The sequence below is a fragment of the Streptomyces albireticuli genome (assembly GCF_021228125.1).
GTDB lineage: Bacteria > Actinomycetota > Actinomycetes > Streptomycetales > Streptomycetaceae > Streptomyces > Streptomyces albireticuli.
The window spans coordinates 105329-126206 of sequence record NZ_JAJQQS010000017.1 but is presented as its reverse complement, the minus strand read 5'-3'; the positions used below and the strand labels follow the sequence as shown (position 1 = coordinate 126206).

General features: G+C 72.2%; 17 protein-coding genes. 14 read left to right on the top strand and 3 right to left on the bottom strand.

The genetic code is table 11. The features are described 5' to 3' along the window. Nucleotides 1–80 precede the first annotated feature (80 nt). Complete coding sequence (locus LUZ64_RS27240; protein ID WP_095584021.1) at nucleotides 81–1073, bottom strand: ATP-binding protein; 993 nt, start codon at nucleotides 1071–1073, stop codon at nucleotides 81–83. A 100-nt stretch (nucleotides 1074–1173) separates the two neighbouring features. On the opposite strand from LUZ64_RS27240, the gene LUZ64_RS27235 reads away from it, so the two are divergent. Beyond that, the gene (locus tag LUZ64_RS27235) at nucleotides 1174–1995 is read left to right on the top strand and encodes a Fic family protein (protein ID WP_095584022.1); all 822 of its coding nucleotides are present in this window, start codon (nucleotides 1174–1176) and stop codon (nucleotides 1993–1995) included. A gap of 371 nt (nucleotides 1996–2366) precedes the next feature. Here LUZ64_RS27235 and LUZ64_RS27230 read toward each other — a convergent pair whose 3' ends face one another. Continuing rightward, on the bottom strand, nucleotides 2367–3212 hold the full coding sequence (locus LUZ64_RS27230; protein ID WP_095584023.1) for an HAD family hydrolase: 846 nt from the start codon (nucleotides 3210–3212) through the stop codon (nucleotides 2367–2369). Nucleotides 3213–3675: 463 nt separating this feature from the next. Between LUZ64_RS27230 and ssd the strand changes: the two genes are divergently transcribed. The 7 genes from ssd (at nucleotide 3676) to LUZ64_RS27195 (ending at nucleotide 8638) form a co-directional block, all read left to right on the top strand. Continuing rightward, nucleotides 3676–4836, top strand: coding sequence for a septum site-determining protein Ssd (gene ssd, locus LUZ64_RS27225; RefSeq protein ID WP_095584024.1), 1161 nt, complete (start codon nucleotides 3676–3678; stop codon nucleotides 4834–4836). Continuing rightward, on the top strand, nucleotides 4833–5990 hold the full coding sequence (locus tag LUZ64_RS27220) for a TadA family conjugal transfer-associated ATPase (protein ID WP_095584025.1): 1158 nt from the start codon (nucleotides 4833–4835) through the stop codon (nucleotides 5988–5990). The genes ssd and LUZ64_RS27220 overlap by 4 nt, the downstream gene beginning before the upstream one ends. Next, nucleotides 5987–6877: a type II secretion system F family protein gene (locus LUZ64_RS27215; protein WP_095584026.1), complete on the top strand. Its 891-nt coding sequence runs from the start codon at nucleotides 5987–5989 to the stop codon at nucleotides 6875–6877. Before LUZ64_RS27220 ends, LUZ64_RS27215 begins: the two co-directional genes overlap by 4 nt. A 215-nt stretch (nucleotides 6878–7092) precedes the next feature. Further along, nucleotides 7093–7728 carry a type II secretion system F family protein gene (locus tag LUZ64_RS27210; RefSeq protein WP_308251442.1) on the top strand — a complete coding sequence of 212 codons (636 nt, stop codon included), beginning with the start codon at nucleotides 7093–7095 and terminating at the stop codon, nucleotides 7726–7728. 32 nt (nucleotides 7729–7760) lie between these two features. Beyond that, complete coding sequence (locus LUZ64_RS27205; protein WP_232390392.1) at nucleotides 7761–7982, top strand: DUF4244 domain-containing protein; 222 nt, start codon at nucleotides 7761–7763, stop codon at nucleotides 7980–7982. Then, nucleotides 7969–8313 (top strand): TadE family type IV pilus minor pilin, encoded by a 345-nt coding sequence (locus LUZ64_RS27200; protein ID WP_095584027.1) that lies wholly within the window; start codon nucleotides 7969–7971, stop codon nucleotides 8311–8313. Before LUZ64_RS27205 ends, LUZ64_RS27200 begins: the two co-directional genes overlap by 14 nt. Nucleotides 8314–8320: 7 nt before the next feature. After that, nucleotides 8321–8638, top strand: a complete 318-nt coding sequence (locus LUZ64_RS27195) for an Rv3654c family TadE-like protein (protein ID WP_095584028.1) — start codon at nucleotides 8321–8323, stop codon at nucleotides 8636–8638. An 81-nt stretch (nucleotides 8639–8719) separates the two neighbouring features. Here LUZ64_RS27195 and sftH read toward each other — a convergent pair whose 3' ends face one another. Beyond that, on the bottom strand, nucleotides 8720–11179 hold the full coding sequence (gene sftH, locus LUZ64_RS27190) for a DEAD/DEAH box helicase (RefSeq protein ID WP_095584029.1): 2460 nt from the start codon (nucleotides 11177–11179) through the stop codon (nucleotides 8720–8722). Between the two features lie 54 nt (nucleotides 11180–11233). On the opposite strand from sftH, the gene bldG reads away from it, so the two are divergent. From bldG to topA, 6 genes are all read left to right on the top strand, one after another. Further along, entirely contained in the window at nucleotides 11234–11575 is a 342-nt protein-coding gene (gene bldG, locus LUZ64_RS27185; protein WP_095584030.1) for an anti-sigma factor antagonist BldG, read from the top strand. Nucleotides 11576–11692: 117 nt separating this feature from the next. After that, entirely contained in the window at nucleotides 11693–12139 is a 447-nt protein-coding gene (locus LUZ64_RS27180; RefSeq protein ID WP_095584042.1) for an ATP-binding protein, read from the top strand. 430 nt (nucleotides 12140–12569) lie between these two features. Then, nucleotides 12570–14963 (top strand): sodium-translocating pyrophosphatase, encoded by a 2394-nt coding sequence (locus LUZ64_RS27175; RefSeq protein WP_095584031.1) that lies wholly within the window; start codon nucleotides 12570–12572, stop codon nucleotides 14961–14963. A 229-nt stretch (nucleotides 14964–15192) separates the two neighbouring features. Next, a complete protein-coding gene (locus tag LUZ64_RS27170) occupies nucleotides 15193–15765 on the top strand; it encodes a small secreted protein (RefSeq protein WP_095584032.1) in 573 nt (190 codons plus the stop codon). A 176-nt stretch (nucleotides 15766–15941) separates the two neighbouring features. Next, nucleotides 15942–17471 (top strand): DUF7059 domain-containing protein, encoded by a 1530-nt coding sequence (locus LUZ64_RS27165; protein ID WP_095584033.1) that lies wholly within the window; start codon nucleotides 15942–15944, stop codon nucleotides 17469–17471. Nucleotides 17472–17729: 258 nt separating this feature from the next. After that, nucleotides 17730–20606, top strand: a complete 2877-nt coding sequence (gene topA, locus LUZ64_RS27160) for a type I DNA topoisomerase (protein WP_095584034.1) — start codon at nucleotides 17730–17732, stop codon at nucleotides 20604–20606. Nucleotides 20607–20878 lie beyond the last annotated feature (272 nt).

The following is a 20878-nucleotide window of genomic DNA, read 5'->3' as shown; positions in this document are numbered from 1 at the left end:
GCCCGGAGCTCCTCGCGGAGCTCCGGGCCCTGGGTGTCGGGATGAGCGAAGGGCGCCGGGCTTCCCCGCCGCCCGGCCGGTCAGGCGGGCTGCGGGGCGGAGGCCCACCGCTCGTCCAGTACGAAAGAGGGGTCGACCTGTGCCGCGAGGTCGGCACCCGTGCGGGCGTTCCCCCAGCTCTCCGCGTTCTTCAGGTGGAAGTGCACCATCTGGCGGGTGTAGCGCTGCCAGTCCCGGAGTTCGTACGCGCTGTCCGCCGTCTCCCGGAGGGTGCGCAGCGCCGCGCGGTTGGCCTCCTCCAGCAGCCCGAAGCGGGGCGGCCGGCCCTTCTCCATGGCGCGCACCCAGTCGGAGTGCCCGACCGTCACCAGCAGGTCGTCGCCGACCTCCTCGCGGAGGAAGTCCAGATCGTCGGGGCCCTGCACCTTGTTGCCCACGACCTTCAGGCTGACGCCGAAGTCCCGTGCGTACTCCTTGTACTGGCGGTAGACGGACACTCCCTTGCGGGTGGGCTCGGCCACCAGGAACGTCATGTCGAAACGGGTGAACATGCCGGACGCGAAGGAGTCGCTGCCCGCCGTCATGTCGACGACGACGTACTCGCCCGGCCCGTCGACCAAGTGATTGAGGCACAGCTCCACGGCGCCGACCTTGGAGTGATAGCAGGCCACCCCGAGATCCGACTCGGTGAAGGGGCCGGTCGCCATCAGTCGGACCGGGTCGCCGTCGTCCAGCGGGACGGTCCTGGCGCACGCCTCGTAGACCGGGTTGTCCTCGTCGATCCGCAGCAGCCGGGAGCCCTCACCCGGTGGTGTCGTCTTGATCATCGTCTCCGGGGAGGCGATCCGGGGGTTGGTGCCGCGCAGATACTCCTTGATCAAAGGGAGCTGGGCGCCCATCGCGGGCAGGGCGGCGGCCGCCTCGTCGTCCAGCCCGAGCGCCGCCCCGAGGTGCTGATTGATGTCGGCGTCCACGGCGACGACGGGGGCGCGGTCTGCGGCGAGATGGCGGATGAACAGGGAGGACAGCGTGGTCTTGCCGCTGCCGCCCTTGCCTACGAAAGCGATCTTCATGTTCACCAAGCGTAGGGTGATGGCCGCGGAAAGTGAGAGCCGCGCGTGAAGAAGACCACTCCTTCGAGGGGTGTGAACCCGAAGTGCGTAGGGTCTACCCATGAGTACGACAGCCGATCCGCTCGCCGCCCTGGGCTCGCTCCCGGGCGTGGCCGACTCCGTGGACTCCGTGCGCAAGGCGGTGGACCGCGTCTACGGCCACCGGGTGATGCGCCGCCGCAGCAATGAGATCGCCTCCGAGGCCGCGCTGCGGGGTGCGCGCGGCTCGGCGGCGCTGTCCGGCGCCGACTGGGAGCTCGAAGAAGTGCGCCGCCGCTCCGACTTCAGCGTCGAGGGGGGGCCGCGGACGGTGGGCGCGGCCCTGCGACTGACGGCCGAGGCGGGTCAGCTGCTGAGCGTGTGGCGGCAGTCGCCGCTGCGGGTGCTGGCCAGGCTGCATCTGGTGGCGGCGAGCGGAGCCCGGGCCGATGAGACGGTGGGGCGGCCCCGGCTGGCGGGCGAGCCGGTCGACGAGCCGCAGATCGAGCTGCCGCTGCCGAGCGCCGGCGAGGTGGCGGGGCGGCTGGAAGGCCTGGCCGGTCTGCTCCTCGCGGGCAGCGAGGCCCCGGCGTTGGTGACGGCGGCCGTGGTGCACGGCGAACTTCTCGCGCTGCGCCCGTTCGGGTCGTGCAACGGGCTGGTCGCGCGGGCCGCCGAGCGGATCGTGCTCGTCGGCAGCGGCCTCGACCCGAAGTCGATCTGCCCGGCCGAGGTGGGACACGCCGAGTTGGGCCGTACGGCCTATGCGACGGCGCTCGAGGGGTATGTGTCGGGGACTCCGGAAGGGGTCGCGGCCTGGATCTCGCATTGCGGCCGTGCGGTCGAGCTGGGGGTCCGCGAGAGTGTGGCGGTGTGCGAGGCGCTCCAGCGGGGCGCCGCCTGACCCCACCCGGCCGCCGGGCCCCGCTGCGGGCCCGGAGCGGTGCGGTGACCGCCTCCGCGAGGGGTGCGGGGTCCGGACAGGGGTTGCGGCGGTACCGGTCAAGTCTGGTACCGCCGCTGGCATGTTCGCCGGGTTACCAAGCGTGCACGATGTTTGCCCATCAGGCTGGAGACTTCGCCCATGCCTGGTGCGGCTGGCCCGTAATCGACGGGTCGGCGTCGCGTGGGTGCCCGACGTTCATGCGCGGTCCGTGGGCCATGGTGCGTGAAGGGCTTCCTCTCGGATGTCCCTGGTCTCGCGGGCCGTTGATTCCTTTCTACTCCTGTCACCGCCGAAGCGGAAGGCCAGGGCGTATATCTTTGCTTTTGGCATCAAAATCGGGCAATGCGGATGACCGGCTCGCGCCGTCGGCTGGCGAGCCACACCAGGCCCGCCGTCGCGGCCGCCGCGCCGACCGCCGCGGCCGCGACCAGAGCCGGCCGGGAGGGCATGGAGAGGGCCGGCACCCGCTGCTTCAGCCGCACCGGGTGGTCGAAGGAGAGGATCGGCCAGTCGCGGGCGACGGCCTCGCGGCGCAGGGCGCGGTCGGGGTTGACCGCGTGCGGATGCCCCACTGTCTCCAGCATGGGTACGTCCGTCACGGAATCGCTGTAGGCGTAGCACCGCGTCAGGTCGTATCCCTCGGAATCGGCCAGGGAGCGGATCGCCTCGGCCTTGGTGGGGCCGTAGGCGTAGTACTCGATCTCGCCGGTGAAGGCGCCGTCCTCGACGACCATACGTGTGGCGACGACGCGGTCCGCGCCGAGGAGTTCACCGATGGGCTCGACGACCTCGGCGCCGGAGGTGCTCACAATCACCACATCGCGACCGGCGGTGTGATGTGCTTCGATGAGGGAGGCGGCTTCGTCGTAAATGATCGGGTCGATGAGTTCGTGCAGGGTCTCCGCCACGATCTCGCGGACCTGCTGGACATTCCATCCTCGGCAGAGCGCGGAGAGATACTCGCGCATCCGCTCCATCTGGTCATGATCGGCACCGCCTGCCAGGAACACGAACTGCGCGTATGCGGTACGCAGGACGGCACGTCGGTTGATCAAGCCGCCTTGGTAGAAGGACTTGCTGAAGGTGAGCGTGCTCGACTTCGCAATGACCGTCTTGTCCAGATCAAAGAACGCGGCTGTCCGAGACAACGAGTGGTTTTCCACGCGCCCGAGCATAGGCGCCCTCCATTCGGCGTAAGCTGAGGCGTGTGGGTTTGCCTGAGAAGGCTCTCGGGTACACCATGGAAGTCACGGATCGTTCGCGACCGTGTCTAACCCGGCCCGACTCCTCCCCCCCCGAGTCGGCCGTGGGGACGACCCCCGCTCTCCCCCCCGGCGGGGGTCGTCGCATGTCCGGATACTTTTCCGGGCCCGGCATCCGATCTCCCTTCCGCCCGAGCGTCTCCGCGCGGCCCGAAGTGCGCCGCTCTCCCACCCTTCATACACGTCACGCTACGTAATCGGGGTGCCGCTCTACGGAAGTCACCGGTATAGGTGACCGGGATATTCACAACGCATGGGTTGTCCACAGTTTTCCACCAAGATCCACATGATTTTCCCGTTCGTTGCACGGTGATTCCCCGCGCTGTTCCGCGATGTCCGCGGAAGCGAGAGCGCGTAGGGGGACGGGGAGGACACCGTGGCCGGATCCAGCAGTTCCGAATGGCCTCCGAAGACCGGGGCCAGAGGCGGCGGACCGCTGATCGTCACCGAGGACGAAGGGCTGCTCGACGACCTGCTCCGACTGTGCGCGGCGGCGGGGGCCCTGCCCGAAGTGGCCCATGGCACGCTCCCGCGCCCGGCGGCGGGCACGGGAGAAGGCGCGGGGGGAAGTGCGGAAAGAAGAGGAGGCGCCGCCGCCCCGCTGACGCTGATCGGGGACGACTGCGCCCACCGGTTCGCGGCCACCGGACTCGGATCCCTGGGCGAGCACGCCGTGCTCGTGGGCAGGGACCCGGACGACGCGGGCATCTGGCGCCGGGCCGTGGAGATCGGCGCCCGCGGGGTGGCGGTGCTGCCGGAGGACGAGGGCCGCCTGGTCGACCGCATCGCCGACGCCGTGGAAGGCGCCACCGGCCCGGCCCGCACCGTGGGCGTGATCGGCGGCCGGGGCGGAGCCGGAGCGAGCACGCTGGCCTGTGCCCTCGCCTTGGCGGCCGCCCGCGCGGGGCGGCGCACCATGCTGGTCGACGCGGACCCCCTCGGCGGCGGCCTCGACGTCCTGCTGGGCGGTGAGCGGGCGGACGGGCTGCGCTGGCCCGCCTTCGCCGACTCACGCGGCCGGGTGGCCGGGCAGGCGCTCGAGGAGTCTCTGCCCGAATTGCACGCGCTCCGGCTGCTCAGCTGGGATCGGGGCGACTGCGGGAGTGTGCCGCCCGACGCCATGCGTGCCGTGCTCGCCGCCGCGCGGAGACGTAGCGGCGTGGTCGTCGTCGATCTGCCGCGCCGGCTCGACCCGGCGGCGCTGGAGGCCCTCGGCCAGCTGGACACGGGCCTGCTGGTGGTTCCCGCCGAGCTCAGGGCCGTCGCGGCGGCCCACCGCGTCGTCGCGACGGTGGGGCAGGCGCTCGGCGACCTCCGGGTCGTGGTGCGCGGGCCCTGCGGCTCCGGGCTCGACGGCGCCGAGATCGCCCGGCTGCTCGGGCTGCCCCTCGCCGGGGAGCTCGCCCCCGAGACGGGCCTGCCGGCGGCACTCGCAGCGGGCCGCCCGCCGGGCGCGGGCGACAGAGGGCCGCTCTCCCGGTTCTGCGCCGAATTCTGGGACCAGACGCCCGACCGGGGCGAGGAGGCGTCCGTATGAGCACCGAACTGCTGGAGACCGTACGACTGCGGCTGGCGGAGAGCGGAGCGGAACCGACTCCCGCACGGGTCGCGGAGGCCCTGCGGCGGGAAGGGCGGCTGCTCGGCGACGCCGAGGTCCTCGGCGTGGTGGACCGGCTGCGCTCCGAGCTCGTCGGCACCGGCCCCCTGGAAGGGCTGCTGGCCGCCCCCGACGTCACCGATGTCCTCGTCACCGCGCCCGACCAGGTGTGGGTGGATCGTGGAGCCGGCCTGGAGCGCACGGAGGTGAGGTTCCCCGACGCGACGGCGGTGCGCAGACTCGCCCAGCGGCTCGCCGCGATCGCCGGCCGCCGCCTGGACGACGCCCGTCCCTGGGTGGACGCCCGGCTGCCCGACGGGACGCGGCTGCACGCCGTCCTGCCCCCGGTCGCCGTCGGCTCGACCTGCCTTTCCCTGCGGGTGGTGCGGCCCCGCGCCTTCACCTTGGAGGACCTCGTCGCGGCGGGCACGGTGCCGCCGGGCGGCCAGTTGCTGCTGAGGGCCGTCCTGGACGCCCGGCTGTCCTTCGTCATCAGCGGCGGCACGGGCTCCGGGAAGACCACGCTGCTGACCTGCCTGCTGGGCCTGGTCGCGCCGGACGAGCGGATCGTCCTGGCCGAGGACTCCGCCGAACTGCGCCCCGACCATCCGCACGTGGTGCGGCTGGAGAGCCGGCCCGCGAACCAGGAGGGCATGGGCCTGGTCACCCTGCGGGACCTGGTGCGCCAGGCGCTGAGGATGAGGCCCGACCGGCTGGTCGTCGGTGAGGTGCGCGGCCCTGAGGTCACCGATCTGCTGAGTGCCCTGAACACCGGTCATGAAGGCGGCTGCGGCACGGTCCACGCCAACGCGGCGGCCGATGTCCCGGCCCGGCTGGAGGCGCTGGGGTCGACGGCCGGGCTGGACCGCGCGGCGCTGCACAGCCAACTGGCGGCCGGACTGTCGGTGGTGATCCACCTGGTGCGTGAGCGGGGCGGCAGGCGGCGGGTCGCCGAGATCCATGTGCTCGACCGTGGGGAGACCGGGTTCGTCTCGACCGTCCCCGCGGCCGTGTGGGGGCCGCGCGGCTTCGAGCGGGCGCGCGGCTGGGCACGGCTGGTGGAGCTGTGCGAGCGCGGCGGAGGAGCGGCATGACGGGGGCGGGGGTGGTGCCGCAGGCGGCTCTGGCCTGCGCGGTGGTGCTGGGTGCCGCGGCCGTGGCCTGGTCGCTGTCGCGCCCGGGCCAGGAGGTGCGGCGGGCCCGGCTGCTCTTCGCGGGTGGTGGGACTGTCGGCCCTTCCGGGCCCTGGATGCCGCCGTGGAGCGGTGAGTGGACGGCCCGGCTACGGAGTTCGGCGCGGGAACGGCGGGAGCTTGCGTGCCTTCCGGTCGGCTGTGCGGTGGCGCTGTGGGGCGAGTCGTTCCTGCCGCTGCTCGTCGCGGCGGTGGCCGTGCCGCTCGTGCGCCGCGGGCTCTCCGCGCGGGCCGCGGCGCGGGAGCGCGAGCGGTGGGAGGCGGCGGTGATCGAGCTGTGCGGGGAGGTCGCGGGCGAGCTGCGGGCCGGGCGACAGCCGCATGAAGCCCTGGCCATGGCATCGGCCGGAGGGCTGGGAGAGCAATGGGCGGCCGTCCCCGCGGCCGCGCGGTTCGGCGGGGACGTGCCCGAGGCTTTGCGGTCGGTGGGCCGACGGCCGGGGGCCGAGGGGCTCAACGGCGTGGCCGCCTGCTGGCAGGTCGCGGTCGACGGCGGCGCGGGCCTGGCGGCCGGTCTCGACAAGGTCGCGGGGGCGCTGAGCGCCGAGCGGGACCAAAGGGAGGAGCTCCGCGCCCAATTGGCGGGCACGCGTTCGACGGCGGCGATGCTGGCGCTTCTGCCCGTGCTCGCGCTCCTGATGGGTGGCGCCCTGGGCGCCGAGCCGCTGCGGGTGTTGCTGCACACGGTCCCTGGACTGGCCTGCCTGGTGCTCGGAGGGCTTCTGGAATGGGCCGGGCTGATGTGGACGCGGCGGATCGTACGAGCGGCCGGAGGGGGAGTGGCGTGAGCGTCTGGGGTGGTGGGAGTGAAAAAGTTATCCACAGCCTGTGGATGGGGGTTCTGTTCGGCGCGGTGCTCACGGCCACGGTGGCCGCTGCGCGCAGAGCCCGTGGGGAGCGCGCCGGGCGCCGCCGGGTCGCCGCGCTCTTCCCGTCGCCCGGCCCGGAGGGCCTCGATCGATCGGGCGGTCGAATGCGGTGCCGGGCCGCGCGATTGCCTCCGATGAGGGACCGATTGTCCGTCATGGGGGCGGGGGCCGCCGGGTTCATCCTCGTCGGTGGTGTGGCGGGGTGCGTCACGGGGATCGTCGCCGCCTACGGCATGTGGCGCTGGTCGTGCCGACGGAAGCAGGTCGTGGGCGCGATCGGCGGCGGCTCAGGCGCGGAGCGCGTTCGGCTGGAGGCGAAAGAGGTGGAGCGGCAACTTCCGCTCGCTGCGGATCTCATGGCCGCCTGCCTCGCCGCGGGTGCGGGACCGGGACAGGCCGCGGAGGCCGTCGGGGTGTCGTTGGCCGGCCCGGTGGGCGAGCGGCTCGCGCACGCCGCCGCGGAGGTACGACTCGGTGGTGAGCCCGCCACGGCCTGGAGCCGGCTGGGTGGTCTTCCCGGCCCGGGCGCACGCGAACTGGCGCGCTGCCTGGAGCGGGCCCAGGCCACGGGCGTCCCGGCGGTGGAGCCCATGGCCAGGGTCGCGGGCCGGCTGAGGGCGGAGCGGGCCAGGACGGCGGGTATACGGGCGCGGCGCGCGGGTGTCCTGGCCACGGCCCCGCTCGGGCTCTGCTTTCTGCCCGCGTTCCTGACGGTCGGTGTGGTGCCCGTGGTGATCGGGCTGGCGAGTTCGCTGATGAAGGGGGATTGACGATGCGTGAGACGCGTGCGGAGGAGGCGGTGATGGTCGTGCGGTGGTGGCCCAAGGGATGGACCGGGGGGTGGGCCGGGGGACGGCCTTGGCGGCGGGTGGACGGTGAGGCCGGTATGACGACGGCCGAATACGCCGTCGGGACGCTGGCGGCGTGTGCGCTCGCGGCCGTGCTCTACAAGGTGGTCACGAGCGGCGCCGTCAGCGCCGCGCTCCAGGCGCTGATCGGCAGGGCGCTCGATGCGCCCTTCTGACGGCGGCTATGCCACCGCGGAGGCCGCGGTGGTGCTGCCCACGCTGATGCTCTTCGGTATGGGGCTGATCTGGGGGCTGGTGGCCGCCGCCGCGCAGATCCAGTGCGTGGACGCGGCGCGGGCGGGTGCCCGCGCGGCGGCCCGTTCGGACCCCGCGTCCGCCACGGTCGCCGCGGCCGAGGCGGCCGCGCCGGAAGGCGCCCGGGTCTCGGTGTCGCGGGAAGGCGATCTTGTCCGGGTGAAGGTGGTGGTGCGCTCGGCCGGGCCGGGTCCGCTGACCGTTCGGCTCTCCGGAGAGGCGGTGGCCCTTGCGGAGGAGACCGTGGGGTGACGGGGGAGTGGCGACGGTATGGGTGGCGGTGGCCGCGACGGCGTTCTGCGCGGTGTTCGCGGCACTGATGGCCATGAGCCAGGCGGTGGTGGCCCGCCACCGTGCCGGAGGGGCGGCGGACCTCGCGGTGCTGGCGGCCGCGGACCACGCCCTGCGAGGCGAGGAGGTGGCCTGCGGCCTGGCCCGTCGGGTGGCCGGGGCCCAACGGGCGCGCGTGGTGACCTGTGCCGTGAGCGGAGAGTTCGCCGAGGTCTCCGCGGCGGCGCGGGCGGGGCCTTACACCGTCCGCGCCCGCTCCCGGGCGGGCCCGGCCCTGAGGCCCTGAGGCCCTGAGGCCCTGAGGCCCTGAGGCCCTGAGGTGCAGGGGTGCAGGGGGCTGACGGGGTGTCCGGTGGGTGCTGGCGGCCTACGGGCCGTCAGGTGGGGCCTCGGGCGGGGCGCCGGCCAGCAGGGTCGTCAGGAGGCGGACGGCGGCCTTCTTGTCGAGCGGATCGTTGCCGTTGCCGCACTTGGGGGACTGCACGCACGACGGGCACCCGGACTCGCACTCGCAGGCGGCGATCGCCTCCCGGGTGGCGGTGAGCCAGCGGGCGGCGGTGTGGAAGGCCCGCTCGGCGAAGCCGGCGCCGCCTGAGTGGCCGTCGTAGACGAAGACGGTCGGCAGGAGCGTATCGGGGTGGAGGGGGATGGAGACACCGCCGATGTCCCAGCGGTCGCACGTGGCGAAGAGCGGCAGCATGCCGATCGAGGCGTGCTCCGCGGCGTGCAGGGCGCCCCCGAGGGCCTCGGGGGCCACCCGGGCGTCGTCGAGCTGGTCCTCGGTGACGGTCCACCACACGGCGCGGGTGCGCAGCGTCCGGGGCGGCAGGTCCAGCTTGGACTCGCCCATGACCTCGCCGGTGATCAGTCGGCGGCGGAGGAAGGAGACCACCTGGTTGGTGACCTCGACGGAGCCGAAGCACAGCCGGGCGTCGCCCCAGGGCACCTCGGCACCGGTCTCCAGGATGGAGACGGTCGTCGTGTCGCGGGCCGTCGTCGAGTAGGGCGGGTCGGCCTGCTCGACGAGGGCGACGGAGTCCTCCAGGTCGAGATGGCGGACGAGATAGGTCCGGCCCTGGTGGAGGTGGACCGCGCCTTCGTGGACGGTGGTGTGGGCGGCACCGGCGTCCACGGTGCCGAGCAGGCGGCCGGTGCCCTCCTCCACGACCTGGACGGGGCGGCCGCCCTCGCCTCTGATGTCGGTGAGGTCGGCGGCGCGCTCGCGGCGGGTCCAGTGCCAGGCGGCGGCCCGGCGGCGGAGCAGCTTGCGGCCCTCGAGCTGGGAGAGGAGGCCGGGCGTCTCGGGGCCGAACAGCGACAGGTCGGCCTCGGTGAGGGGCAGCTCGGCCGCGGCGGCGCACAGATGGGGGGCGAGGACGTAGGGGTTGTCGGGATCGAGGACGGTCGATTCGACGGGCTGCCGGAAGAGGGCCTCGGGGTGGTGGACGAGGTAGGTGTCCAGCGGGTCGTCGCGGGCCACGAGGACGGCGAGGGCTCCCCGGCCCGTACGGCCGGCGCGGCCGGCCTGCTGCCACAGGGAGGCCCGGGTGCCCGGGTATCCGGAGAGGAGGACGGCGTCGAGGCCGGCGACGTCGACGCCCAGCTCCAGGGCGCTGGTGGCGGCGAGGCCGAGGAGCTCGCCGGAGTGCAGGGCGCGCTCGATGGCACGGCGCTCCTCGGGGAGGTAGCCGCCCCGGTAGGCCGCTACCCGGGAGGGCAGGGAGCGGTCCACCGCGGCCAGGCGCTCCTGGGCGATCAGGGCCACCAGCTCGGCGCCGCGCCGTGAGCGGACGAAGGCGACCGTGCGGACGCCCTGGACGGCCAGGTCGGTGAGGAGGTCGGCGGTCTCCGCGGTGGCGGTACGGCGCACGGGGGCGCCGCGCTCGCCGTGGAGCTCGGTGAGCGGCGGCTCCCAGAGGGCGAAGACCAGCTCGCCGCGCGGGGAGGAGTCCTCGGTGATCTCCACGACGGGCACCCCGGTCAGCCGGGTGGCGGCGGTGGCCGGGTCGGAGGCGGTCGCCGAGGCGAGGAGGAAGACGGGGTCGGCGCCGTAGCGGGCGCAGACGCGGCGCAGCCGGCGCAGCACCTGGGCGACGTGCGAGCCGAAGACGCCGCGATAGGTGTGGCACTCGTCGATGACGACGTAGCGCAGGGCGCGGAGGAAGGAGGACCACCTGGGGTGGGCGGGCAGGATCGAGCGGTGGAGCATGTCGGGGTTGGTGAGCGCGTAATTGGCGTACTGGCGCACCCACTCCCGCTCCTCCACGGGGGTGTCGCCGTCGTACACGGCGGGGCGGACGCCCTTGCCCAGGGGCGCCGCGAGGGTCCGTACGGCGCGCCGCTGATCGGCCGCCAGGGCCTTGGTGGGGGCGATGTAGAGCGCGGTGGCTCCCCGGCCGTTCGGGGCCTCGGAGCCGTCCAGGAGGGCGCTCAGGACCGGTGCGAGGTAGGCGAGGGACTTGCCGGAGGCGGTGCCGGTGGCCACCACGACCGATTCGCCGCGCAGGGCGTGCTCCGCCGTGAGGGCCTGATGGGCCCAGGGACGCTCGATACCGGTCGCCCGGATGGCGTCGACCACTTCCGGCCGGATCTTCTCAGGCCAGGGGGCATGACGCCCCGGGCGCGGGGGCAAGTGCTCCGTATGAGTGATGCGTGCAGCCCGGTCGACCCCGGCGGTCAGTCGGTCGAGGACTGTCCGGGGAGCGGGATGTACGCCCGCCTCCGGCGGGAGTTGATCGTTGGCCATCGACACCGAGTGTGTCACTGGCGTGACGGACAATGGCGCCAAGGCGTCGTGCACGCCTGCTGGTAAGTGATTGAATGCCATCGCGGCTGCCGATCCATGGGGGGCGACCGCTCGATGCAAGGTGCTGGAGGATCCGTGGACCTGTCCCTGTCGACCGAGACCGTAGGCGACCGTACGGTTGTCCGGGTCGGTGGCGAGATTGATGTGTACACCGCGCCCAAGCTGCGTGAGCAGTTGGTCGAGCTTGTCAACGACGGCAGCTATCACCTCGTCGTGGACATGGAGGGCGTCGACTTCCTCGACTCCACCGGGCTCGGCGTGCTGGTCGGCGGCCTCAAGCGGGTGCGAGCCCATGAGGGCTCGCTGCGCCTGGTCTGCAACCAGGAGCGCATTCTGAAGATCTTCCGTATCACCGGCCTCACCAAGGTGTTCCCGATTCACACCTCGGTCGATGACGCGGTGCAGGCGACCGACTGACGGTCGCCGCCGGAAGACTGCCACGCGGGGGGTACCGGGCTCGTGAGCCCGGCCCCTCTCGCGAGTTCGCCCTTTTCCAGAAGAGGGAAGAGGGCACGTATGACCGAGGGGGATGGCATGGCCACCGTCGAACTGCTCTTCAGTGCCCTTCCCGAGCATGTCCGGACGGCACGGCTGGTGGCAGCCGCGGTGGCGCGCCGGGCCGGGGTCGACGAGGCCGTGCTGGACGAGCTGCGGCTCGCCGTGGGTGAGGCGTGCTCGCGCGCGGTCGGCCTGCACATCAGCCATGGCGTGGCCGCCCCGGTGCGGGTCGTGCTGATCGAGGACGAGAAGAAGTTCTCCATCGAGGTCGGCGACGACGCGCCCAGGCCCGCGCCCGTGAGCGCCGCGAGCGGTGCCGCGCATCGCCCCGGATCCGCCCAGGACGAGGGCGGCGACGGCGAGGACGACATGGGCCTCGCCGTGATCAGCGGCCTTGTCGACGACGTCGAGGTGACGGCGGACGAGACCGGTGGTCTGATCCGGATGAGCTGGCCGACGACCCCGGGTGCCGCGGTTTCGTAGCCCGGCGTCAGTCGAATGCCGTAGCGGGCCGCCCGCGACTTTCCGTAACTCTTCTCCGCCCGGAGTCGGCTCCGCGCGCCTTTTCCACCTGGCCGAATTCACCGGTGTGCCATGATCCGCGAGTCGATTTCCGATCTTCTTCGGAGATCCGCGGGCGGCCTCCGGGTGATCTCCCGGGTGGGCTCCCCGTGATCTTTTGACGTTCGCCCGGTGATCTCCGCTTTCAGATCTTCCCTTGCCCGTCGGATATCGGGCGGATCATTCACTCGATCTTCACTCACGCAGGCTCATTCCCTTTGCCGTGCTCTGTTTTGATCTCGCCATGCTCCCTACAATCCGTCCATCTTGAGCTCAGGACGCCTGAGCGTGGTGGCCGTTCCGCGGTCGCGGTCCGGTCGCGCGCCCATGTGCCAAACGTCAAGGAGGACGAATGGCGGGGCCTTTTACCCCTGGACAGGTGGACTTCACGCAGAATCTCGCAGCCGAGCTGACTCAAGGCAATCGCACTCTGGTGATGGTGATCGGAGCCGTCGCTCTCGCGGCGCTCGTCGTCGCCGTGGTGCTCGTCCGGCAGGTGCTCGCGGCCGGCGAGGGCACGGACAGCATGCGAAAGATCGCCGCGGCGGTGCAGGAAGGCGCGAACGCCTATCTCGCCCGGCAGTTGCGCACCCTCGGCATATTCGCCGTGGTGGTGTTCTTCCTGCTCATGCTGTTGCCGGCGGACAACTGGTCGCAGCGTGCCGGGCGTTCGGTCTTCTTCCTGATCGGCGCGCTCTTCTCCGCCGCCACCGGTTATATCGGCATGTGGCTCGCGGTCCGCAGCAATGTGCGGGTCGCGGCGGCCGCGCGGGAGGCGACGCCGGTCGAGGGGGAGGCCGAGAAGGACCTGACGGCCGTCTCCCACCGGGCCATGAAGATCGCGTTTCGTACGGGTGGCGTCGTCGGGATGTGTACGGTCGGCCTCGGCCTGCTGGGCGCCTCCTGCGTGGTGCTGGTCTACGCGGCCGACGCGCCCAAGGTGCTGGAGGGCTTCGGCCTCGGCGCGGCGCTGATCGCGATGTTCATGAGGGTCGGCGGCGGCATCTTCACCAAGGCCGCCGACGTCGGCGCCGACCTGGTCGGCAAGGTGGAGCAGGGCATCCCGGAGGACGATCCGCGGAACGCCGCCACCATCGCCGACAACGTGGGCGACAACGTCGGCGACTGCGCGGGCATGGCCGCCGACCTCTTCGAGTCCTACGCGGTGACCCTGGTCGCCGCGCTGATCCTGGGAAAGGCCGCCTTCGGCGACGCGGGCCTGGCCTTCCCGCTGCTCGTCCCGGCCATCGGGGTGCTCACGGCGATGATCGGCATCTTCGCCGTCGCCCCCCGCCGCGCCGACCGCAGCGGTATGACCGCGATCAACCGTGGCTTCTTCGTCTCGGCCGTCATCTCGCTCGCCCTGGTGGCCGTCGCGGTCTTCGCCTACCTGCCGTCGAGCTTCGCGGAATTGAAGGGCATCGGGGACGACGCCATCCGGGCCCACGACGGCGACCCGCGGATCTTCGCGCTGGTCGCGGTGGCCATCGGCATCGTGCTCGCCGCGCTCATCCAGCAGTTGACCGGCTATTTCACGGAGACCAACCGCCGGCCGGTCCGCGACATCGGCAAGACCTCGCTGACCGGCCCCGCGACCGTCGTCCTCGCCGGCATCTCCATCGGTCTGGAGTCCGCGGTCTACTCCGCCGTGCTGATCGGCCTCGGTGTCTACGGCGCGTTCCTCCTCGGCGGCACTTCGATCATGCTCGCGCTCTTCGCCGTCGCCCTCGCCGGCACGGGCCTGCTGACCACCGTCGGCGTCATCGTCGCCATGGACACCTTCGGCCCGGTCTCCGACAACGCCCAGGGCATCGCCGAGATGTCCGGCGACGTCGAGGGGGCGGGCGCCCAGGTGCTCACCGACCTGGACGCCGTCGGCAACACCACCAAGGCCATCACCAAGGGCATAGCCATCGCCACGGCCGTACTGGCCGCGGCGGCGCTGTTCGGCTCGTACCGCGACGCCATCGCCACGGCCGTGCGGGACGTGCACGCCAAGTCCGGGGAGCTGGGGCTCAGCCTGGACATCTCGCAGCCCAACAACCTGGTGGGGCTGGTCCTCGGCGCGGCCGTCGTCTTCCTCTTCTCGGGGCTGGCGATCAACGCCGTCTCCCGCTCGGCGGGCGCGGTGGTCTACGAGGTGCGCCGGCAGTTCCGCGAGCACCCCGGGATCATGGATTACACCGAAAAGCCGGAGTACGGGCGGGTGGTGGACATCTGCACCAAGGACGCGCTGCGCGAACTCGCCACGCCCGGCCTGCTCGCGGTCATGGCGCCGATCGCGGTCGGCTTCTCGCTCGGTGTCGGCGCCCTCGGCTCGTACCTGGCGGGCGCGATCGGCTGCGGCACCCTGATGGCGGTCTTCCTGGCCAATTCCGGAGGCGCCTGGGACAACGCCAAGAAGCTGGTGGAGGACGGGCACCACGGCGGCAAAGGCAGTGAGGCGCACGCCGCCACCGTCATCGGCGACACGGTCGGCGACCCGTTCAAGGACACCGCGGGGCCCGCGATCAACCCGCTGCTCAAGGTGATGAACCTGGTGGCACTCCTGATCGCGCCGGCGGTCGTCAAGTTCTCCTACGGGGACGACGCCAACAGGGGGCTGAGGATCGGCATCGCGGTCCTGGCCATTGTCGTCATCGTAGGCGCGGTCTACGTCTCCAAGCGCCGGGGCGTCGCCGTCGACGGCGACGACGGGAACGCCGAGAAGGCGCCCCGGCCCGCCGATCCGGCGGTGGTGTCCTAACCGGCGCAGGCGTGCTGAGCGAACGTCAGGAGCGCGGGTGGGCAGTGCGCGCGGGCGCACCGCCCACCCGCGCGCGCCGTCGGCGCACATGGGGATCAGGTGCGGCGAACGCCACGACCGTCTTGGTGCAAATGGCTTTAAAAGGGGGCGTAAGGGGTGCTCGGCTCTCGGGTGACCCGGTCTGGACGTGTAAGTTCCGGGGCCGAGAGCCATTGAAGGGACCGATCCGGTGAACAAGAAGCTTGTGGCTGCACTGTCCGGCGGTGCGGCACTTGTCCTGGCGCTGACGGGCTGCGGCGGCGACGACGAAGGCAACAAGAAGCTCGACGACTGGTCCAAGAAGGTCTGCGACCAGATGCAGCCCCAAGTGAAGAAGATCCAGGACGCCAACCACTCCATCGCGGGCGTCCAGACGGAGGAGGACTCGAAGAAGGTCCAGCAGACCGACTCCGCCGCCTTCCAGGCCAACGCCGACGCGTACAAGGCCCTGGCCACCAGCGTGGAGAACGCCGGAGCGCCGCCCGTCAAGGACGGTGAGACCAGCCAGAAGAACGCCGTGAAGGCCCTCAACGACCTCTCCGGGGCGTACATCGGCCTGAAGAAGCGGATCGACGGCCTCGACACCGGCGACAAGGCGAAGTTCGGGGAGGGCCTCAAGGCCATCGGCGGGGACATCGGCAAGCTGAGCGGCCAGAGCGACGAGGCCCTCAAGAAGCTGCAGTCCGGCGATGTCGGCAAGGCCATGGCGAAGCAGCCCGGCTGCCAGAAGATCTCGGCCTCGGCCACGCCGAGCAAGAAGTAAGCCGGACGAGAAGTGGGCCGGGCGAGAAGTAGGCCGGACGAGAAGTAGGCCCGGCGCCGCACCGGCGGCCACGACGCCGGAACGCCGCGCCCCCCTGTGCCCGGCGCCGCGCCCCCCGCGAGGGGCGTGGCGCCGGGCTTTCGTCTTTTGTCCGCGGCGCCCCCGACAATGGAGCCGTGAGTACGCTCCTTCCCTCCGCCACCGACCGCGCGCGCACCGCCCGGCTGCGTGAATCCCTGCTGACCGCGGCCTTCACCGCCGACGGCCTCCTCGACCTGCTGGGCGCCCCCGCCTACGCCGCGCTCGCCCGCAGCGAGACCGTCCCCGCGCTGCGCGCCACCCGTGGTGACGGCCCGCTGGAGACGCTGGTGCGCCTCTTCCTGCTCCAGCTGCCGGTCGGCGAGGCCAGGGCCGCCGCGGCGCTGCCGGTGGACGACTGCCTCGCGGACGGCTGGCTGGTCCGGGACGGCGGGGACGTACGGGCCACGGTCGACGTGCGCCCGTACGGCGGTCCCGAGGGCGAGGACTGGTGGATCGTCTCCGACCTGGGCTGCGCGGTCGGCGGCGCCGGCGGGATCGCCGGGGGCTCCGGCGGCCCGTCGGGCGTGGACCGCTCCCAGCTCGTCCTCGGTGTGGGCGGCGCGTCCACCACGCTCGCGGGGATCACCATCCGTACGCCCGTGGCCCGTGCTCTCGACCTCGGCACCGGCTCCGGCATCCAGGCGCTGCACGCGAGCCGGCACGCCACCCACGTCACCGCCACCGACCTCAACCCGCGCGCCCTGCATTTCGCGCGCCTCACGCTGGCCCTCTCCGGCGCGCCCGAGGCCGATCTGCGCGAGGGCTCGCTCTTCGAGCCGGTCGCCCGGGACACGTACGACCTGATCGTCTCCAACCCGCCCTTCGTCATCTCCCCCGGCGCGCGGCTGACCTACCGCGACGGCGGCATGGGCGGCGACGACCTGTGCCGGACGATCGTCCAGCAGGCGGCGGACCGGCTCAACGACGGCGGCCACTGCCAGCTGCTCGCCAACTGGCAGCACGTCGAGGGCGAGGACTGGCGGGACCGGCTCGCCTCCTGGGTGCCGCGCGGCTGCGACGCCTGGATCGTCCAGCGCGAGGTGCAGGACGTCGCGCAGTACGCCGAGCTGTGGCTCCGCGACGGGGGCGACCACCGGACCGATCCCGCCGCGTACGCGGCCCGCTACGACGCGTGGCTGGACGAGTTCGAGACACGGAAGACCAAGGCCGTCGGATTTGGCTGGATCACGCTGCGTAAATCGGGCTCCGACCGTCCCTCCGTCATCGCGGAGGAGTGGCCGCACCCGGTCGAGCAGCCCCTCGGTGCATCCGTTCGGGCCCATTTCGAGCGACAGGACTTCCTGCGCGCCCACGACGACGCGTCCCTCCTCGCCGCCCGCTTCCGGCTCGCCGACGAGGTCGTCCAGGAGCAGGTCGGACTGCCCGGCGCGGAGGATCCGGAGCACGTCGTCCTGCGCCAGAACCGCGGAATGCGGCGGGCCACCAAGGTGGACACGGTCGGCGCGGGCTTCGCCGGGGTGTGTGACGGCTCTCTCAGCGCGGGCCGCATCCTCGACGCCATCGCGCAGCTGGTGGGACAGGATCCGGTGCTGCTGCGCGACCGTACGCCGGAGTCGATCCGGCTCCTCGTCGAGCAGGGATTCCTGATCCCCGTGGCGGACTGAGAGCGGCTGGGACGGGATCCGGCAAGGGGCGGGTTCACGTCAACCGGCGCGCGCGGTCCGGGACGGGCCGCGCCGCGCCCCGGCGGCTCCTTCACTCCGGTGGTGTGCCGGTCCGGGCGGCAGACAGGACGCTTGTCGGGTTACCGTTCGAGTGGCGTTGCGGGCTTTTTCCGTTTGACACGGGGGCGGGATGTACCGTCACACTCCGCAGCGTCACCGCAGCGCCTACACCGAGTGCCGACCGGAAGAAGAGCGAAGTTGTCCCCGACCAGCGAGACCGCACAGGGCGGCCGCCGACTCGTCATCGTCGAGTCGCCTGCCAAGGCGAAGACGATCAAGGGCTACCTCGGCCCCGGATACGTCGTCGAGGCGAGCGTCGGGCACATCCGTGACCTGCCGAACGGGGCCGCCGAGGTCCCGGCCAAGTACAAGGGCGAGCCGTGGGCCCGCCTCGGCGTGAACGTCGATGCCGACTTCCAGCCCATCTATGTCGTCAATCACGACAAGAAGGACCAGGTCAAGAAGCTCAAGGAGCTGCTGGCCGAATCCGACGAGCTCTTCCTCGCCACCGATGAGGACCGCGAGGGCGAGGCCATCGCGTGGCACCTCCAGGAAGTCCTCAAGCCCAAGGTCCCGGTCCGCCGGATGGTCTTCCACGAGATCACCAAGGACGCGATCCGGGAGGCCGTCGCCAACCCGCGCGAGCTGAACAAGAAGCTCGTCGACGCCCAGGAGACCCGCCGCATCCTCGACCGCCTCTACGGCTACGAGGTCTCGCCGGTGCTGTGGAAGAAGGTCATGCCCCGGCTGTCGGCCGGCCGGGTGCAGTCCGTCGCCACGCGCCTCGTCGTCGAGCGGGAGCGCGAGCGCATCGCCTTCCGCTCCGCCGAGTACTGGGACCTCACCGGCACCTTCGCCACCGGCCGCGGTGGCGACGCCAGTGACCCCGGCACCCTCGCCGCCCGTCTGACGGCCGTCGACGGCCGTCGCGTGGCGCAGGGCCGCGACTTCGGCTCGACCGGTGTGCTCAAGGACGGCTCGGCCGTGCTGCACCTGGACGAGGCGAACGCCCGGGCGCTCGCCGCCGCCCTCGCCGACTCGGCGTTCGCGGTGCGGTCCGTCGAGTCCAAGCCGTACCGCCGCTCGCCGTACGCGCCGTTCCGGACGACCACGCTCCAGCAGGAGGCCTCGCGCAAGCTGGGCTTCGGTGCGAAGGCGACCATGCAGGTGGCCCAGAAGCTGTACGAGAACGGCTTCATCACCTATATGCGTACGGACTCCACCACGCTGTCCGAGACGGCCGTCCAGGCCGCCCGGGCGCAGGTCACCCAGCTCTACGGCGCCGACTATCTGCCCGAGAAGCCGCGCACGTACGCCGGCAAGGTCAAGAACGCCCAGGAGGCGCACGAGGCGATCCGCCCTTCGGGTGATCGTTTCCGCACGCCCGCCGAGACCGGTCTGACCGGGGACCAGTTCCGGCTCTACGAGCTGATCTGGAAGCGGACCGTCGCCTCCCAGATGAAGGACGCGACCGGCAACTCCGTCACCGTCAAGATCGCCGGCCGGGCGAGCGACGGCCGGGACGCCGAGTTCAGCGCCTCCGGCAAGACGATCACCTTCCACGGCTTCATGAAGGCCTACGTGGAGGGCGCCGACGACCCGAACGCCGAGCTCGACGACCGCGAGCGCCGCCTTCCGCAGGTCACCGAGGGCGACCCGCTGACCGCCGAGGAGATCACCGCCGACGGTCACGCCACCAAGCCGCCGGCCCGCTACACCGAGGCCTCGCTGGTCAAGGAGCTGGAGGAGCGGGAGATCGGCCGCCCGTCGACGTACGCGTCGATCATCGGCACCATCCTCGACCGCGGCTACGTCTTCAAGAAGGGCACGGCGCTCGTCCCGTCCTTCCTGTCCTTCGCGGTCGTGAACCTCCTGGAGAAGCACTTCGGCCGGCTGGTCGACTACGACTTCACCGCCTCCATGGAGGAGGACCTCGACCGCATCGCCCGTGGCGAGGCCCAGGCCGTGCCGTGGCTGCGCCGCTTCTACTTCGGTTCCGCGGACGGCCCCGAGGGCTCCGCCGCCGACGCCGGGAACGGCGACGGCGACCACCTCGGCGGCCTCAAGGAGCTCGTCACCGACCTCGGCGCGATCGACGCCCGCGAGGTGTCCTCGTTCCCGGTGGGCGACGGCATCGTGCTGCGCGTCGGCCGCTACGGCCCGTACGTCGAGCGCGGCGAGAAGGACGCCGAGGGCCACCAGCGCGCGGACGTCCCGGAGGATCTGGCGCCCGACGAGCTGACCGTCGCGTACGCCGAGGAGCTGCTCGCCAAGCCGAGCGGCGACTTCGAGCTGGGCACGGACCCGGTCAGCGGCAACCCGGTCATCGCCCGCGACGGCCGCTACGGCCCGTACGTCACCGAGGTGCTGCCCGAGGGCACGCCGAAGACCGGCAAGAACGCCGTGAAGCCGCGCACCGCCTCGCTCTTCAAGACCATGTCCCTGGACACGGTCACCCTGGACGACGCCCTCAAGCTGATGTCGCTGCCACGCGTCGTCGGCGCGGACGCCGAGGGCGTGGAGATCACCGCGCAGAACGGCCGCTACGGCCCGTATCTGAAGAAGGGCACGGACTCGCGCTCCCTGGAGACCGAGGACCAGCTCTTCACGATCACCCTCGACGAGGCCCTCGCGATCTACGCCCAGCCGAAGCAGCGGGGCCGCGCCGCGGCCAAGCCGCCGCTGAAGGAGCTCGGCACCGACCCGGTCAGCGAGCGCCCGGTCGTGGTCAAGGACGGCCGCTTCGGCCCGTACGTGACCGACGGCGAGACCAACGCCACGCTGCGCCGTGACGACGACGTCGAGACGATCACGCCGGAGCGCGGCTACGAGCTGCTCGCCGAGAAGCGCGCCAAGGGGCCGGCCAAGAAGACGGCCAAGAAGGCTCCCGCGAAGAAGGCGACGGCGAAGAAGGCCACGGCCAAGAAGACCGCCACCAAGACGGCGGCGAAGAAGACGGCCGCCAAGAAGACCACGACGGCCAAGAAGACGACCACCGCGAAGAAGACGACGGCCAAGAAGACGGCGGCGAAGAAGACCGCCACCGCCTCCGCCGCCGCGGCCCCGGCCGAGTAGCGCGCCGGGGGCGGCCCGGGACCCGAGGGGACCGTGGCCGGGGGTCTTCGGCGTCGGTTTCGGTGTCGCGGGCGTCCGCGGGTGTCTGTGGGCATTCGTGGGCGACGCGAGTGGGCGGCGACGCGAGCGAGGGCGGTGAACCGGAATCCGGTTCACCGCCCTCTGTCGTTGCCGCGCCGTTGCCGCGCCGTTCCCGTGCGGCCGACCCGACCCAGCTCGACCCGCCCCGCCCCGGCTCCGCGTCGCCGGTGCCGGAGAAGCCGCGTGAGCAG